Source organism: Alkalimarinus coralli (genome assembly GCF_023650515.1).
GTDB lineage: Bacteria > Pseudomonadota > Gammaproteobacteria > Pseudomonadales > Oleiphilaceae > Alkalimarinus > Alkalimarinus coralli.
The window spans coordinates 3,305,588-3,321,945 of sequence record NZ_CP096016.1; the positions used below are offsets into that span (position 1 = coordinate 3,305,588).

Below are 16,358 nucleotides of genomic sequence, written 5' to 3' on the forward strand. Positions count from 1 at the left end.
TTTCTCCTATTGTGAATAAATGCGCTCATATTGATTTAGCCTAATCGGGATAGGGAGACACCTCACGATGCCTCTCCCCCCACACCACCAGGCATACGGATCACGTACCATGGCGGTTCGGTTGATTGAGTTATTTGCGATCAACAAGTTCCGGTATACCCACTGCCACAAAGTACTTCGTTGGCAGTGCGTATCTTAACGCCGGACTCCCACTCAAACGCCACGGGCCATGCGCTGACTTCGCCGTGTTCCAGGCTAGCCATCTATCTATACCCCGTTTTCTTAACTGCCGGTAGCCTGATCGTCCCCATTGCTTCCAAAGATAGCATCTTAACTTCCTCCGTACCCATTTAGCTAGGTCTAATAAAGGAGACTTTACTTCCGCTATACCAAAGTAAGCCTTCCAGCCCCGCATGTACGCCGAAAGTTCTTTGTAGATTGCTTCTATGGAACGCCCACGGGTTCGCTTGGTTATTTGACGGACTCGATACTTAAAACGTTGTATTGACTCGTCGCTCACCTTTCGCTTTCTTCGTCGGCTAAACGTTAATCCCAGGAATGAGCGATTCCAAGGTCGATCAACTGCACTCTTTTCACTGTTTACTTTGAGCTTTAGCCGGTTTGATAAGTAGCGTGTGACCGAGGCCAACACGCGCTCGCCTGAACGAGCACTCTTCACATAGATGTTACAATCGTCCGCGTAGCGCACGAACCTGTGCCCTCTCGCTTCGAGCTCTTTATCAAATTCATCCAGGAGCACATTCGCTAACAGTGGTGAAAGGGGGCCTCCTTGGGGCGTACCCTCTGAAGCTGGAACCCAAACGTCTCCGCTTAGTGCTCCTGCCTTTAGGAAGCTATTGATCAGCTTAAGAACACGCTTATCTTGGGTTCGGCGTTTAATCAGGCTCATCAGCTTGTCATGGTTCACTCTGTCGAAGAACTTCTCCAGATCCATGTCCACCGTCCACTTATACCCTTCATTGATGAAGTGTTGCGATTGACGGATAGCCTGATGGGCCGACTTGCCCGGTCTAAAACCATAGCTAAAATGGGAGAAGCTTCCGTCCCACTCTGCTTGTAAGACCTGGAGCAATGCCTGTTGGATTAAGCGATCTAGTACCGTTGGTATACCCAATTTCCGAACACCGCCTTTGGGCTTGGGTATTTCTACCTGTCTGACCGGTTGTGGCCGGTAGTTACCTTCCAGAAGTTGTTGATGAATCTTGGGCCAGTGTTGATTGACAAAGGCGGTCAGGTCGTCAACGGTCATCCCGTCTATCCCCGCGCTTCCTTTGTTGCGTTTGACTTGACGGAAAGCACGTTGGAGGTTTTCACGTTCCAGCACCCGTTCCATCAGTTGATCATTGATAACCGGAGCGTCTTCTTTGAATAACCCAACCTGGGTTTCATCCTGTTCGGATGCCATACCTAGATCCATTGTTTCAATAACTACTCTCTTCATTTAAACCCGATAAAGGGCACCGTTCGGGCCTTCCCTTAGACATTCACTTCTGGAAAAAAAAATCCAGCCGAGTAATCACCGGTACTATGCCCTCTGCTGACTTCTCCTGTGCGGTCGGAGTCAATTGCTCGACCCTCAGCGGTTTTCAGCTGCACGCAGCGTCCCAGCGCAACATCAGGAGACCTCCCAGGGTAAGACACTTAACTTTCCTCGCGTAGACGCCCAATTTATAAAACGTATCCCGATTGCAGATGGAGGGCTTAATGGTCACGTGCCCACTGGCCCCGAATACGTCACACCTCTTATTGGGTTCTTGTTCATCGCCCCGCGAATTTGCCTTGAGCTTCCTTCAGACCGCCCCTCACGAGTTGGCCCTTGCCCTTTGGCTAACCTTCGGCTCTGCGAATACCTGGTATCGGGACTTTCACCCAACTAGTTAAGTGCCATGCCTGGCACACACGCATTGCTCTGCGGCCCAAAACAGTTGGCGACTTTGTTGTGAGCGAAGCGACACAAGAAAGGTGCCAACTGTTTTGGGTCCGTAGCAGCCACTTGTGTACGCCCAGCATGGGCATGAACTAATGAGGTGGAAGTCCTCTATAGGAAGATCACCATCCTTTAGCGATTAATATCGTTATTAGATGCTAACTATTAGCGAATGGCAAGGGCTTAACCGCGAGGTTTGGTCTGAAGGAAGCCGCTAGCAAAACTGCGAGCTGATGAACAAGAACATCATATGAGGCGTAGGCTGAAGGCGAGTTGGCACAAGACGACGAAGCCATGTGATCTAACGGCCACCGTAAATGATGCAGTTGCGCAGGGAAAGTTCATGTTCTTATCTGGGGAGATCTGCTTAACAAGCGATCGGTCAATAACCAGTAAGGCTCTGGTATAGAAGTGCCTTGGCTCTTTGGACTCATCAACCAAAGAGAGCGAACTAGATGAAAACCGATAGCGCCAGCAGGGGTAACCTTGTGGGTGATTAAGCAGAAGTCAGCAGACGGCATAGTAGCCCAACGCCCATCGTAATGGATGGGACATGGTGAAGGCCTGAACACTTAGTTGAATAAAGGAGGAGCCTTGTCAGACTTGAATACACGAACACCGACCGGTGAAGACGTGACTCAGCGTACTGGTATGAAGCCAGCCTTTAGCGAAAATCTACTTGAACAAGTACTACGCCCTGAGAACTTTCAGGCAGCATGGAAACGCGTTCGAGCTAATAAAGGGGCCGCTGGCATTGATGGTATGACCATCGATGAGTTCCCCGCTTGGGTTAAAGCAGGCAACTGGATTAAGGTGACAACTGATCTCGAAACAGGTCAATACTCACCCTCTCCGGTCAGGCGTGTTGAAATCGATAAACCAGATGGCGGTAAACGGCAATTAGGGATTCCCACGGTCACAGACCGTGTTATTCAGCAAGCCATTGCCCAAGTCCTAACACCCATTTTCGACCCAGACTTTTCGAACAATAGTTTCGGGTTTCGTCCAAATCGTAATGGGCAACAAGCGGTTAAGCAGGTTCAAGGCATCATCAAAACGGGACGCCGCTTTGCTGTTGATGTTGACCTGTCTAAGTTCTTTGATCGAGTTAACCACGATTTATTGATGACGCACCTTGGCTACAAAGTAAGGGACAAGCGTCTTCTCAAATTGATTAAGTGTTACCTCCGAGCTGGGCTGACCTTAAAATTGAATGGCGATAACCAGCTCTATAGTGAGAGTCAAGAAGGTGTTCCGCAAGGCGGGCCATTATCGCCGTTACTCGCTAACATCATGCTCGACCCGCTAGACAAAGAACTAGAGAAACGAGGCCACCAGTTCGCTCGTTATGCTGACGACTTTACGATTTTAGTGAAGAGTGAGCGTGCTGGCGAACGGGTTCTTCGGAGTATCAGTGGATACCTGCAACGCCGTTTGAAATTAGTCGTTAATACGACCAAAAGCCATGTCGTTAAAACCAGTGAAAGCAAATTCTTAGGGTTTACCTTCAAAGGAGGACGCATTCAATGGCACCCGAAAACGCTGCTGAAATTTAAGCAGCAAGTACGGCAACTAACGAACCGTAACTGGGGCGTGTCGATGAAATACCAACTCTTCAAAATCAGCCAGTACTTACGAGGCTGGATTAATTACTTTGGTATCGCCAATTGCTATCAACTTTGTGTCGATCTGGATCATTGGATTCGACGCAGAGTGAGAATGGCTTATTGGCGACAGTGGCGAAAGCCACGAACCAAGGTAAGAAACTTGATGAGGCTAGGTGTTCATGTCCAGGCCGCAGTCGCGTGTGGCATTACCAGCAAAGGCCCATGGCGTAGCGCTAAGACCCCAGGGATCAATCAGGCTTTATCTCTGGATTACCTGAAATCTCAGGGGCTTTACTCGTTACGTGATGGTTGGATTAAGCTTCACTATCCTGAGTGAAACGCCCTGTGCGGACCCGCATGCAGGGTGTTGTGGGGGCTGAGGGTTAGAGACCCTCGGCTACCCGATTATGTGACTGTTTTTGATTGGTTTTTTATACTTCACTAACCAAGCCCCACTCTACTGCTTGGTCTTGATTTTCAAATATAGCCATTGCAGTGCTCATACGCTTAAAACCGAGTTTTTTATAAAAATTTTCTTTACCTGGGTATGAGTATAATATTATTTTTTTATGTCCGTCAGATAGCTCAACTAACTTTGAAACAATTGCTTTGCCAAGCCCCTCACTTTGGTATTCGGGTAAAACCGCAACATCACATATATAAGAACAATCTGTACCGTCTGCTAATGCTCGCCCAACCGCTACTAATTTACTACCCTCGAACACAAAACACTTAAACAAACTGTTAGAAAATGCAGTTTCAAGTTTATTTGGTTCTTTATCACCTAAAGGTGCTAATTTGTATAATTCAGACAGTTCTTCCCAATCGATATTATCCGCTGAATATTTCCATCTATATTTCAATGTATGCTCCTTGCCTTCACATAACGCTTTGATCATCGACCTTACTCGGCCCCTAAAAAAACGACCAGCACCGTTCTATCCCGAGTGAGGTCGTTGCATCACCTTGTTAAATTCACAGCTCCGGAATTCGACGCTTCCCCTTCCTGATCTATGGTGGTTTGATCTATTTTTTCATTACCACAACATCTCTTCTGCTGCCTTTTAACCTGTTTTTGAGTGTGCATGCTAGACGCCTGTTTCGTCAATCTCTTTTTATCGGGCACGACTAACCCCATAGCTATCAACGGCTATGTCTCTTATTATCAATGAATCTGTTTTAATTTTTCTATTGCCTCTCCATGGTAGATCGGTAAACCGCAGGTACTGCATGCGGGTCTAAATCCTTTTTCTTCGAGGTAGCTACTCCAGTCCAGCTCTAATCTCTTCGGCACCGGCTTTTGCCGTAATTGTTTGCGTGCTACGTTTAGTTTTTCTCTTTGTACTGATGTATAAAGGCCACTGTATCTTGTACTTTGCTTTCGGGGTAAAGGTATGTGCTGCATAAAACGCTGAACAAACGCTTCGTAGCTGATCGTCAGCTTTTCCTTTCGTCCTGTCTGGTGTGATTGATAGCTGAATGTCAGGTGGCTTTCATTAGTCGATTTAATCTGCTGGTTTCGAAAGGGCCCTCCTTTAACATATCGTGCAAGATACTTGGCGACACCTCTAGCATGGTCGTAGCGTTTACAAAAATGTACCACCCAATCTTTTCGCCCCTGCTGATTTAGCATCGCTTTTACTTTATGAGTCATTTCGCCCTTAGGTAAAACCAGCTTTTCTTGCTCTAGCGCTTTCTTAAGTGTTGCCAATAACTTACCTCTAAATACCATCATCACTGGTTTTTGAGGAAAGAGACTACCCTTCTTTGGCTCAACCCACTGACCTTTGGCATCTAAACCACCATGACTGATCAACACATGTATGTGCGGGTGTAGTGATAAGTTTCTCCCCCAGGTATGAAGAACTGACAGTATACCCGGCGTTGCCCCCAAGTATTTTGGGTCATTAGCGAATTCACGGAGTGTTTCCTGCACTGCCTTAAACAAGACCCCTGTCATAAACTCGCGGTTATATTGCCAGAGTTTATTCAGGGCTTCAGGGATGGTGAAGATGACGTGGTGATGCGGGCAGTTCAATAGGATGGATTGGGTATTACGAAGCCACTCTTCACTTGCAAGTCCTTGGCATTGCGGGCAAGCTCGATGTTTACAGGAGTTATACCAAATGCCATTAACATGACCATTGGGACAATACTGGGTATGCCCTCCCAGCGCTTGTGTGCGACAAACGGAAAGGCGATCCAACGCTTTATGTTGATACACCGGGAGCTTTATATGTTCCCGCACTTTAGGTAAGTGCTGCTCCAACAGTCCTTGTAGAGTCTTCGTTTCCATAAACGAAGTTATAACATTATACTGTTTTTATTTACAGTACTTATTCTATGCGTGCGAGATCATTGATAGGTCTTCCCCAGGCTTTGCCTGGCGAATTTAACGCCTGCATCTGCGGCAAGAAACAGCTGGCGGCTTTTGCGCCCGCGCAGCGGAATTGCGAAAAAGGTGACAGCTGTTTTTTGTCCGTAGCATGCACTTGTTATGAGTTTTTAGCATATAGGCAATGCCCTTGACGGTAATGATTTGGGGATAGGCGTTTGATGTGATGAAAGGCTTGCTTATAATCATTTACACCCCATTGCCATGCTTCTTGAATGACGTAATGTTTGTCATACATTACCCAGATTAGTTGATCCCAATCATAGTTGGTTGCTTTTGGCACCATTGTAATTTTACTGCCGGGCTTACCGCTAGGCCGATTGCCCTTTACTTGGTATTTTATGCCTTTATAGACAAAGTCACTGCCTTTCATAACAGCAGTTTTATCTTGCATAAAATGTGAATACTCTTCTTCGGGCATACCAACTAACATTGCAGCATCGTATTCAGATATTGGCGTTGTAATCTGGGGGGCAACACCAAATTTATCCTGCCATTCTAGTGCGACTTCAATTAGTTTTTCTCGGAGCATTCTTTTTATCCTTGATACTCATAACGCCTGCATTAGCGGCTTGGTTGAATTGGCGGCTTTTTTGCGTGTCTTTGCAAAAAAGGTGACAGTTTAACCAAGTCCTTGCTAGATGCACTTGTTATGCTTAGTTGCATGAGTTTAGCTCGTTAATTTTAATGAGTTTACCATCATGTGTTTTGAAGAAAAGCTCATTGTCTTTGTAAATTGTATCAAGAGAAGAACTAAACCAACCATTGGTAACAACATTGTTTGGTATCGGCCAACCAGAAAAATATTGTATTCCGTTTTCATTTTCAATAGTAATGCAGCCTTGATACCAATTTACTTTTTCTGTGCCGCCTGACGCGATGCGCCAATTAAAGGTAGTTTCAAATGGTGGTATGAAAACAATTTCATTACTTGAGCCATTTTTGAGCATCGCATTAAACGTAACTGGGCAACCAGAAAGTAAGGCGGATATAAGTGTAATTGGGACTATTCTATTCATATTTTTGAGCATAACGCTTTGATCATCGACCTTACTCGGCCCCTAAAAAAACGACCAGCACCGTTCTATCCCGAGTGAGGTCGTTGCATCACCTTGTTAAATTCACAGCTCCGGAATTCGACGCTTCCCCTTCCTGATCTATGGTGGTTTGATCTATTTTTTCATTACCACAACATCTCTTCTGCTGCCTTTTAACCTGTTTTTGAGTGTGCATGCTAGACGCCTGTTTCGTCAATCTCTTTTTATCGGGCACGACTAACCCCATAGCTATCAACGGCTATGTCTCTTATTATCAATGAATCTGTTTTAATTTTTCTATTGCCTCTCCATGGTAGATCGGTAAACCGCAGGTACTGCATGCGGGTCTAAATCCTTTTTCTTCGAGGTAGCTACTCCAGTCCAGCTCTAATCTCTTCGGCACCGGCTTTTGCCGTAATTGTTTGCGTGCTACGTTTAGTTTTTCTCTTTGTACTGATGTATAAAGGCCACTGTATCTTGTACTTTGCTTTCGGGGTAAAGGTATGTGCTGCATAAAACGCTGAACAAACGCTTCGTAGCTGATCGTCAGCTTTTCCTTTCGTCCTGTCTGGTGTGATTGATAGCTGAATGTCAGGTGGCTTTCATTAGTCGATTTAATCTGCTGGTTTCGAAAGGGCCCTCCTTTAACATATCGTGCAAGATACTTGGCGACACCTCTAGCATGGTCGTAGCGTTTACAAAAATGTACCACCCAATCTTTTCGCCCCTGCTGATTTAGCATCGCTTTTACTTTATGAGTCATTTCGCCCTTAGGTAAAACCAGCTTTTCTTGCTCTAGCGCTTTCTTAAGTGTTGCCAATAACTTACCTCTAAATACCATCATCACTGGTTTTTGAGGAAAGAGACTACCCTTCTTTGGCTCAACCCACTGACCTTTGGCATCTAAACCACCATGACTGATCAACACATGTATGTGCGGGTGTAGTGATAAGTTTCTCCCCCAGGTATGAAGAACTGACAGTATACCCGGCGTTGCCCCCAAGTATTTTGGGTCATTAGCGAATTCACGGAGTGTTTCCTGCACTGCCTTAAACAAGACCCCTGTCATAAACTCGCGGTTATATTGCCAGAGTTTATTCAGGGCTTCAGGGATGGTGAAGATGACGTGGTGATGCGGGCAGTTCAATAGGATGGATTGGGTATTACGAAGCCACTCTTCACTTGCAAGTCCTTGGCATTGCGGGCAAGCTCGATGTTTACAGGAGTTATACCAAATGCCATTAACATGACCATTGGGACAATACTGGGTATGCCCTCCCAGCGCTTGTGTGCGACAAACGGAAAGGCGATCCAACGCTTTATGTTGATACACCGGGAGCTTTATATGTTCCCGCACTTTAGGTAAGTGCTGCTCCAACAGTCCTTGTAGAGTCTTCGTTTCCATAAACGAAGTTATAACATTATACTGTTTTTATTTACAGTACTTATTCTATGCGTGCGAGATCATTGATAGGTCTTCCCCAGGCTTTGCCTGGCGAATTTAACGCTTTGATCATCGACCTTACTCGGCCCCTAAAAAAACGACCAGCACCGTTCTATCCCGAGTGAGGTCGTTGCATCACCTTGTTAAATTCACAGCTCCGGAATTCGACGCTTCCCCTTCCTGATCTATGGTGGTTTGATCTATTTTTTCATTACCACAACATCTCTTCTGCTGCCTTTTAACCTGTTTTTGAGTGTGCATGCTAGACGCCTGTTTCGTCAATCTCTTTTTATCGGGCACGACTAACCCCATAGCTATCAACGGCTATGTCTCTTATTATCAATGAATCTGTTTTAATTTTTCTATTGCCTCTCCATGGTAGATCGGTAAACCGCAGGTACTGCATGCGGGTCTAAATCCTTTTTCTTCGAGGTAGCTACTCCAGTCCAGCTCTAATCTCTTCGGCACCGGCTTTTGCCGTAATTGTTTGCGTGCTACGTTTAGTTTTTCTCTTTGTACTGATGTATAAAGGCCACTGTATCTTGTACTTTGCTTTCGGGGTAAAGGTATGTGCTGCATAAAACGCTGAACAAACGCTTCGTAGCTGATCGTCAGCTTTTCCTTTCGTCCTGTCTGGTGTGATTGATAGCTGAATGTCAGGTGGCTTTCATTAGTCGATTTAATCTGCTGGTTTCGAAAGGGCCCTCCTTTAACATATCGTGCAAGATACTTGGCGACACCTCTAGCATGGTCGTAGCGTTTACAAAAATGTACCACCCAATCTTTTCGCCCCTGCTGATTTAGCATCGCTTTTACTTTATGAGTCATTTCGCCCTTAGGTAAAACCAGCTTTTCTTGCTCTAGCGCTTTCTTAAGTGTTGCCAATAACTTACCTCTAAATACCATCATCACTGGTTTTTGAGGAAAGAGACTACCCTTCTTTGGCTCAACCCACTGACCTTTGGCATCTAAACCACCATGACTGATCAACACATGTATGTGCGGGTGTAGTGATAAGTTTCTCCCCCAGGTATGAAGAACTGACAGTATACCCGGCGTTGCCCCCAAGTATTTTGGGTCATTAGCGAATTCACGGAGTGTTTCCTGCACTGCCTTAAACAAGACCCCTGTCATAAACTCGCGGTTATATTGCCAGAGTTTATTCAGGGCTTCAGGGATGGTGAAGATGACGTGGTGATGCGGGCAGTTCAATAGGATGGATTGGGTATTACGAAGCCACTCTTCACTTGCAAGTCCTTGGCATTGCGGGCAAGCTCGATGTTTACAGGAGTTATACCAAATGCCATTAACATGACCATTGGGACAATACTGGGTATGCCCTCCCAGCGCTTGTGTGCGACAAACGGAAAGGCGATCCAACGCTTTATGTTGATACACCGGGAGCTTTATATGTTCCCGCACTTTAGGTAAGTGCTGCTCCAACAGTCCTTGTAGAGTCTTCGTTTCCATAAACGAAGTTATAACATTATACTGTTTTTATTTACAGTACTTATTCTATGCGTGCGAGATCATTGATAGGTCTTCCCCAGGCTTTGCCTGGCGAATTTAACGCTTTGATCATCGACCTTACTCGGCCCCTAAAAAAACGACCAGCACCGTTCTATCCCGAGTGAGGTCGTTGCATCACCTTGTTAAATTCACAGCTCCGGAATTCGACGCTTCCCCTTCCTGATCTATGGTGGTTTGATCTATTTTTTCATTACCACAACATCTCTTCTGCTGCCTTTTAACCTGTTTTTGAGTGTGCATGCTAGACGCCTGTTTCGTCAATCTCTTTTTATCGGGCACGACTAACCCCATAGCTATCAACGGCTATGTCTCTTATTATCAATGAATCTGTTTTAATTTTTCTATTGCCTCTCCATGGTAGATCGGTAAACCGCAGGTACTGCATGCGGGTCTAAATCCTTTTTCTTCGAGGTAGCTACTCCAGTCCAGCTCTAATCTCTTCGGCACCGGCTTTTGCCGTAATTGTTTGCGTGCTACGTTTAGTTTTTCTCTTTGTACTGATGTATAAAGGCCACTGTATCTTGTACTTTGCTTTCGGGGTAAAGGTATGTGCTGCATAAAACGCTGAACAAACGCTTCGTAGCTGATCGTCAGCTTTTCCTTTCGTCCTGTCTGGTGTGATTGATAGCTGAATGTCAGGTGGCTTTCATTAGTCGATTTAATCTGCTGGTTTCGAAAGGGCCCTCCTTTAACATATCGTGCAAGATACTTGGCGACACCTCTAGCATGGTCGTAGCGTTTACAAAAATGTACCACCCAATCTTTTCGCCCCTGCTGATTTAGCATCGCTTTTACTTTATGAGTCATTTCGCCCTTAGGTAAAACCAGCTTTTCTTGCTCTAGCGCTTTCTTAAGTGTTGCCAATAACTTACCTCTAAATACCATCATCACTGGTTTTTGAGGAAAGAGACTACCCTTCTTTGGCTCAACCCACTGACCTTTGGCATCTAAACCACCATGACTGATCAACACATGTATGTGCGGGTGTAGTGATAAGTTTCTCCCCCAGGTATGAAGAACTGACAGTATACCCGGCGTTGCCCCCAAGTATTTTGGGTCATTAGCGAATTCACGGAGTGTTTCCTGCACTGCCTTAAACAAGACCCCTGTCATAAACTCGCGGTTATATTGCCAGAGTTTATTCAGGGCTTCAGGGATGGTGAAGATGACGTGGTGATGCGGGCAGTTCAATAGGATGGATTGGGTATTACGAAGCCACTCTTCACTTGCAAGTCCTTGGCATTGCGGGCAAGCTCGATGTTTACAGGAGTTATACCAAATGCCATTAACATGACCATTGGGACAATACTGGGTATGCCCTCCCAGCGCTTGTGTGCGACAAACGGAAAGGCGATCCAACGCTTTATGTTGATACACCGGGAGCTTTATATGTTCCCGCACTTTAGGTAAGTGCTGCTCCAACAGTCCTTGTAGAGTCTTCGTTTCCATAAACGAAGTTATAACATTATACTGTTTTTATTTACAGTACTTATTCTATGCGTGCGAGATCATTGATAGGTCTTCCCCAGGCTTTGCCTGGCGAATTTAACAGCTAATTCATAGGAACCTTCCCAAAAACCCCTTTCCCAGAAACACAGAAATGCCTTTTTGAAAAGCCCCACATTAATTTGTTCATTATCAGTCAATTAGAGCACTTTTCCGCTCTGAGGCCAATGATTAAAACAGGAAGCGTCCTAAAAACTTCACGTCTCACTCATAAAAAACAAATACAATAAAAACAGTTAGTTATAAAGAATTCCTCCACGCTGAAAAACAAAATCGCACTTATATGCCATCAAACTATTTATGAGAAGCTTCCCAAAAACCATATTAATTTGAAGATGGGGTTGACTTTTTTAGTCTTCAGAACACAAAATACTGTTTATATATACAGATAAAATTAAGGTGAGCTGTCATGGACGACATACCAATACCGATTGAACCTGGCTCCACAAGGTTTATACCCTCGGTGAGGGCTTTTATACGTGCAAGAGGCATGGCTTACAGCACTGAGCAAACCTACATACACTGGATCAAACGTTATATTCGCTTCCACAATTATAGGCATCCGAAAGAGTTAAGCGCCTCAGATATTGAGAGCTTTTTATCTTACCTTGCTGTTCAAAAAAGCACCGCCAAAGCTACACAGGATATTGCTTTGAATGCAATTGTGTTTGCATATAGGGAGTTCATGAATATTGAGCTTTGCGAGCTTAATATTGTACGCGCCAAGAAGACGCCCAAAATTCCTGTCGTTTTCACACATAATGAAGCAAAGGACGTTATTAGCAGGGTTGCGCCACCCTCTCAGCTCGCTGTAGAGCTAATGTATGGGGGCGGTCTTAGGGTTATGGAAGCGCTTCGCCTTCGCGTAAAAGATATTGATTTTGGCATGGGCGTAATCATTGTTCGCTCCGGCAAAGGCGACAAAGATAGACGGACGTTGCTACCCAAGTCGCTCACGAAAAAGCTTGAAGCACAAATAAATGAAGTTAAAGCACTTCATCGATATGATACAGAGAGAGGTGTTGGTGGAGTCTACATGCCAAACGCCCTTGCACGTAAATACCCTTCAGCAGCCTCCAGTCTCGAGTGGCAATTTTTATTTCCGGCAGAAAAGGCCTCAATTGACCCGCGAAGCAACACCGTTCGAAGGCACCACCTCCACGATTCAACAGTCAGGAAACTGGTTAAAAAAGCCATCAATGACGCACAGGTTCTCAAGCACGCCAGCTGCCATACCTTTCGGCATAGCTTCGCTACTCGTCTCTTACAGAATAACTACGATATACGCACAATACAGGAGCTAATGGGTCACTCGGATGTAAAAACAACCGAGATTTATACCCATGTAACAGGCAAAGGCGGACAAGGGGTTTTGAGCCCGATGGATGAGTGATCATTAAACAAGAAGAATAAACAGAGGAAAAAAAGCATGGATGATATGACTGTTTTGGACTACTTAACCGAGTTTGAACTCGCCGTTAAGGATGCCCGGGAGTATAAAACTCTCTCGACAGTCGGTGTCGCGCTGTCATGGTGGCAAAGCCTGCTAGATGCGATTAACAGGGCTCCGCTTGACGATAAATTAACTCAAGCGCACTTGCTCACCAGGCTGCCAGACCTGCTCCCCGAAGAGTGGGGGTTTTGGATGCTAACCTGGGATCACTATCACCAGGAGCGTCAGCCATACGCCCAGTGCCACTAGCGACGAACCATAAAAGCCTTACTGCTATTAGCTGTGGCGGTTAAACAAATTAAAGCTGATTCATAACCGTTTGGTATTGATTAACTTTCATGGTTTGCTGGCGTTTTTTGAACTCTTGCACCAGTACCTGGCACGCTTCTTTTAGCACCTCGTCCGATATATCCGGGTGCTTTTTCAGATTCTCAAATGCCCGCTCAGCTTCTTTGACATCGTCATGCCGCAAGCAGGCGTAGAGCACCTTGTTATGAAAAACCACGTCCAATTGGCTCTCAGCCCCGACCCTTTTTAAGTAGTCTTTATACGTGTCGAGCATGAGTTGAAAAAGGTTCTTTTTCAATGAGGCTTCTATTAGCTGCTTGGCATGCAAGTGATACCCATCACCTTTGTGATCAAGTTTTTCCAAGCTATAAAGGTGCTCCAACATGCCGATGTTATCTGGATACTGCTTATATAGGGCAGCAAAGCGAGACTTTGCTTGTGAAAACTCCATTTGTGCAACTAAAGACAATGCTTGCGCGTAACTTTTTCTGAACGCGTCATCCTGCTCGGTTTCGTCTGGCTCATAGAACTCTTCTTTAATTTGCAGCCAGCTTTTTCCCAGTAACCAGACCATCCCGGCTCCCGCAATCAGCCCGCCTGCATGGGCCATATAAGCGACGCGGGACGCTTCGCCCAACCAGTAGTCATACACTTCTTTGCCTATCCAGACCGGCAGTATGGCAAGCGCAGGGGCAGTAAAATAGTTGAAATAGACTCCAAGAAAATAAAAGAAGCGAATTTTTTGTAGACCAAATATGGCGACATACATCCCCATTAGGCCCGAAATAGAGCCTGAGGCGCCCACCAGTGGTACAAGGCTTTCACCATCAAACATGGCGAAAAAAAGACCGGACAAAACACCACACAACAGGTAAGCAATCAAATATTTGCTTTTCCCCAGGGCGCGTTCAACCGTAAAACCGAGTAAAAACAAGAAAATCATATTGCCCAACAAGTGGCCTATGCCGCCATGCAGGAACTGATACCCTACAAGGTCAGAAAGCTGTATGTCTGCGGGAATCAGACCTAACCGTCGGGAACTAATATTATTGATATAACGATCAACAATATCTGACCTTATTTCTTTCCAGTCATTGTACGTATCGCTGTGCCAAAACAACGAGCCTTCATCAACAAGCATTTTATAAAAGCCAGGATCTAGCAGAATAACATACGCCAACCATTCTGCGTCCCGCTGTTCTATCGCGCTGGCCACATCGCTTGCTAATTCAACCCGATCATCTTGCTTAAGCCTTATCCCTCGCTCCAAATATTCTAAATATACCGGAGCTTCGAGCTGTGCCAGTTCCGCATTCAGATATTGATCAACGGCATCCTCTAACAGATCAGCGTCTTGTGACTGGTACAGAAAAAAAACCAACACATTAATCAGAATAATAGCGAGCGTCATTAAGGGAGGCTTACGCCAATCGAGCTGCCTTTCTACGGGAATAATTAACATCTAAAAAAGGACCTTTGCGGTTATTCCATTCATTTTTAAATTCTTATCGCGGCTTAAACGGACTTAGTTGTTTGTGGCCCTTTCAAGCATAAGGCTTACAGTCTCTTGTTATAACACTAAATTATTCAGTTTAAAATTTTACCCTCTGCCACATTTGATCATATTCCGCTGTTTTTTTGCCACTTTATCTCCACCTGCCAGCCACATCTATTTTGTTTAATAACATTCAAGGAGCTAACAAGGCTCTAGATTGAAACCCGATTCAATTCCCCTAATTACTGGAGCAGACGTTATGAACAAAAATACCCGGCATCAGACAGCAATACCCACAAAGTTTGTGTTAAAACCGCTATTGATGGCGCTACCACTGTCTGTGCTTGCAGCCTGTGCAAGCCAGCAAAATTCTGTAGATGGCGAGGCCACCCCTTCAAATGCACCGGATGTTACGGCAGTAGAAACGAGCAGCCCCCTCGACCATACCGCACACGACGATAACGCTTACAGCCATAACAATGTTGGCCCTGACCTTACAGACACCGAAGGCAAAACGGCATCGATAGAAACGGCAGAGCCTGTAGAGGCTACAAGTACAGCAGAAACTGAGACAGTACTGAGCCAAGCTAACCCAACCCCGACACATGAGTCACCAAGCGACGATACACAGCTTGATGCCCCCCCCGAAGGAGATAAACCAATGACGGTTCTTGTCATCGAAAACCCTGATATTTTATCGAAGCTCGCTAGCGAAAACCTCAAACCTGTTGTCCCCACAACACCCAAAATACCGGCCGAGTCAATGCACCGGCCAGGGAAGCGGGTATTCCACTTTGGCTTTAACCAAACTGCGCTCAGTGAAGAGGACAAAGAGCTGATTGAGAAGCATGCAAAATATCTCAAGGCAAACCCTGAGTTAGAAGTGACTATTCATGGCCATACCGACGCACAAGGCAACCCGGATTACAACCTTGCCTTATCGAAGCGACGTGCAGCAATGATGCACTCTGAGCTGATAAAACAAGGGGTAGACAAAGACAGAATCAAGACCATCGGCTGGGGTGGTGGCTACCCCTTGGTTAGTACGCTCAATTTTGCTGAAAACCGTCGCATTGAGCTTGAATATTCAGAAATACACTACGCAGCAAACCGATAACGCCCGACTCCCCAAAAGCCCTGTTTGCCACCTCGCAATGAGGTGGCTTTTTATGGAAATTAATGACTATATCGTCATTTAACAACCCCTAACCAGCTGATTTAACGCAACATTTATTCAAACACTATACTTTAGTCAAAAATTCCGGCTTTTATCCAAATAGATATGGCACATTCGATCAAATTAGGCTAAATAGATAAGGAGGAATAAAAAAAATAATAAAACATACCGGAAAATTACTGTGCTTAATACATGCCAAACGGAATCTAATCTTGTCATGCAGGATATACAACTTACACATACAGGGGTATTTCATCTAGAACGCTTGGAAGATCTGATTTACGAACGATACCACGAAGAGTTTAATATAGAAGATCCCGACTCTCTGCGTGAGCTGGTGCATTTTGCATCCAGACTTCAAGACACCGACATTCAGCGGGAGTTTTTGCTCTTTTTTCTTAATTGCGGCTCGGAGATGCAAGCTAGACTCAAGTCAGATGAAAAAGTCGATAGCGAATATATCCGGCGCAGCTAACCC

General features: G+C 45.3%; 15 protein-coding genes. 5 read left to right on the plus strand and 10 right to left on the minus strand.

Features of this window, described 5'->3' with window-relative positions:
• Positions 1-130: 130 nt before the first annotated feature.
• Complete coding sequence (ltrA, locus tag MY523_RS14830) at positions 131-1,462, minus strand: group II intron reverse transcriptase/maturase (RefSeq protein WP_250654866.1); 1,332 nt, start codon at positions 1,460-1,462, stop codon at positions 131-133.
• A gap of 35 nt (positions 1,463-1,497) precedes the next feature.
• Positions 1,498-1,662 (minus strand): hypothetical protein, encoded by a 165-nt coding sequence (locus MY523_RS14835; protein ID WP_250655470.1) that lies wholly within the window; start codon positions 1,660-1,662, stop codon positions 1,498-1,500.
• A 937-nt stretch (positions 1,663-2,599) separates the two neighbouring features.
• On the opposite strand from MY523_RS14835, the gene ltrA (MY523_RS14840) reads away from it, so the two are divergent.
• On the plus strand, positions 2,600-3,892 hold the full coding sequence (gene ltrA / locus MY523_RS14840; RefSeq protein ID WP_370301520.1) for a group II intron reverse transcriptase/maturase: 1,293 nt from the start codon (positions 2,600-2,602) through the stop codon (positions 3,890-3,892).
• A gap of 94 nt (positions 3,893-3,986) precedes the next feature.
• Here ltrA (MY523_RS14840) and MY523_RS14845 read toward each other — a convergent pair whose 3' ends face one another.
• From MY523_RS14845 to MY523_RS14875, 7 genes are all read right to left on the minus strand, one after another.
• Entirely contained in the window at positions 3,987-4,454 is a 468-nt protein-coding gene (locus MY523_RS14845) for a GNAT family N-acetyltransferase (RefSeq protein ID WP_250655472.1), read from the minus strand.
• 266 nt (positions 4,455-4,720) lie between these two features.
• Positions 4,721-5,851, minus strand: a complete 1,131-nt coding sequence (locus MY523_RS14850; RefSeq protein WP_250655473.1) for an IS91 family transposase — start codon at positions 5,849-5,851, stop codon at positions 4,721-4,723.
• A gap of 199 nt (positions 5,852-6,050) precedes the next feature.
• Positions 6,051-6,482, minus strand: a complete 432-nt coding sequence (locus MY523_RS14855; RefSeq protein WP_250655474.1) for a hypothetical protein — start codon at positions 6,480-6,482, stop codon at positions 6,051-6,053.
• 124 nt (positions 6,483-6,606) lie between these two features.
• Positions 6,607-6,969 carry a hypothetical protein gene (locus tag MY523_RS14860; RefSeq protein ID WP_250655475.1) on the minus strand — a complete coding sequence of 121 codons (363 nt, stop codon included), beginning with the start codon at positions 6,967-6,969 and terminating at the stop codon, positions 6,607-6,609.
• Positions 6,970-7,261: 292 nt separating this feature from the next.
• Positions 7,262-8,392, minus strand: a complete 1,131-nt coding sequence (locus MY523_RS14865; protein WP_250655473.1) for an IS91 family transposase — start codon at positions 8,390-8,392, stop codon at positions 7,262-7,264.
• Positions 8,393-8,770: 378 nt separating this feature from the next.
• Positions 8,771-9,901: an IS91 family transposase gene (locus tag MY523_RS14870; RefSeq protein WP_250655473.1), complete on the minus strand. Its 1,131-nt coding sequence runs from the start codon at positions 9,899-9,901 to the stop codon at positions 8,771-8,773.
• A gap of 378 nt (positions 9,902-10,279) precedes the next feature.
• Entirely contained in the window at positions 10,280-11,410 is a 1,131-nt protein-coding gene (locus tag MY523_RS14875) for an IS91 family transposase (RefSeq protein WP_250655473.1), read from the minus strand.
• Positions 11,411-11,876: 466 nt separating this feature from the next.
• Here MY523_RS14875 and MY523_RS14880 point away from each other — a divergent pair, with 466 nt between their 5' ends.
• Complete coding sequence (locus tag MY523_RS14880; RefSeq protein WP_250655476.1) at positions 11,877-12,860, plus strand: integron integrase; 984 nt, start codon at positions 11,877-11,879, stop codon at positions 12,858-12,860.
• Positions 12,861-12,896: 36 nt separating this feature from the next.
• Positions 12,897-13,169 (plus strand): hypothetical protein, encoded by a 273-nt coding sequence (locus tag MY523_RS14885; RefSeq protein WP_250655477.1) that lies wholly within the window; start codon positions 12,897-12,899, stop codon positions 13,167-13,169.
• A 49-nt stretch (positions 13,170-13,218) separates the two neighbouring features.
• Here MY523_RS14885 and MY523_RS14890 read toward each other — a convergent pair whose 3' ends face one another.
• Entirely contained in the window at positions 13,219-14,670 is a 1,452-nt protein-coding gene (locus tag MY523_RS14890; RefSeq protein ID WP_250655478.1) for a rhomboid family intramembrane serine protease, read from the minus strand.
• Positions 14,671-14,962: 292 nt separating this feature from the next.
• On the opposite strand from MY523_RS14890, the gene MY523_RS14895 reads away from it, so the two are divergent.
• A complete protein-coding gene (locus tag MY523_RS14895; RefSeq protein ID WP_250655479.1) occupies positions 14,963-15,820 on the plus strand; it encodes an OmpA family protein in 858 nt (285 codons plus the stop codon).
• A gap of 277 nt (positions 15,821-16,097) precedes the next feature.
• The gene (locus tag MY523_RS14900; protein WP_250655480.1) at positions 16,098-16,355 is read left to right on the plus strand and encodes a hypothetical protein; all 258 of its coding nucleotides are present in this window, start codon (positions 16,098-16,100) and stop codon (positions 16,353-16,355) included.
• Positions 16,356-16,358: the final 3 nt, after the last annotated feature.

Bases quoted from the DNA above. Each gene is read 5' to 3' on its own strand.
- ltrA (WP_250654866.1), bottom strand. From the start codon at position 1,462: ATGAAGAGAGTAGTTATTGAAACAATGGATCTAGGTATGGCATCCGAA.
- ltrA (WP_370301520.1), top strand. From the start codon at position 2,600: ATGAAGCCAGCCTTTAGCGAAAATCTACTTGAACAAGTACTACGCCCT.
- MY523_RS14845 (WP_250655472.1), bottom strand. From the start codon at position 4,454: ATGATCAAAGCGTTATGTGAAGGCAAGGAGCATACATTGAAATATAGA.
- MY523_RS14850 (WP_250655473.1), bottom strand. From the start codon at position 5,851: ATGGAAACGAAGACTCTACAAGGACTGTTGGAGCAGCACTTACCTAAA.
- MY523_RS14855 (WP_250655474.1), bottom strand. From the start codon at position 6,482: ATGCTCCGAGAAAAACTAATTGAAGTCGCACTAGAATGGCAGGATAAA.
- MY523_RS14860 (WP_250655475.1), bottom strand. From the start codon at position 6,969: ATGAATAGAATAGTCCCAATTACACTTATATCCGCCTTACTTTCTGGT.
- MY523_RS14865 (WP_250655473.1), bottom strand. From the start codon at position 8,392: ATGGAAACGAAGACTCTACAAGGACTGTTGGAGCAGCACTTACCTAAA.
- MY523_RS14870 (WP_250655473.1), bottom strand. From the start codon at position 9,901: ATGGAAACGAAGACTCTACAAGGACTGTTGGAGCAGCACTTACCTAAA.
- MY523_RS14875 (WP_250655473.1), bottom strand. From the start codon at position 11,410: ATGGAAACGAAGACTCTACAAGGACTGTTGGAGCAGCACTTACCTAAA.
- MY523_RS14880 (WP_250655476.1), top strand. From the start codon at position 11,877: ATGGACGACATACCAATACCGATTGAACCTGGCTCCACAAGGTTTATA.
- MY523_RS14885 (WP_250655477.1), top strand. From the start codon at position 12,897: ATGGATGATATGACTGTTTTGGACTACTTAACCGAGTTTGAACTCGCC.
- MY523_RS14890 (WP_250655478.1), bottom strand. From the start codon at position 14,670: ATGTTAATTATTCCCGTAGAAAGGCAGCTCGATTGGCGTAAGCCTCCC.
- MY523_RS14895 (WP_250655479.1), top strand. From the start codon at position 14,963: ATGAACAAAAATACCCGGCATCAGACAGCAATACCCACAAAGTTTGTG.
- MY523_RS14900 (WP_250655480.1), top strand. From the start codon at position 16,098: ATGCAGGATATACAACTTACACATACAGGGGTATTTCATCTAGAACGC.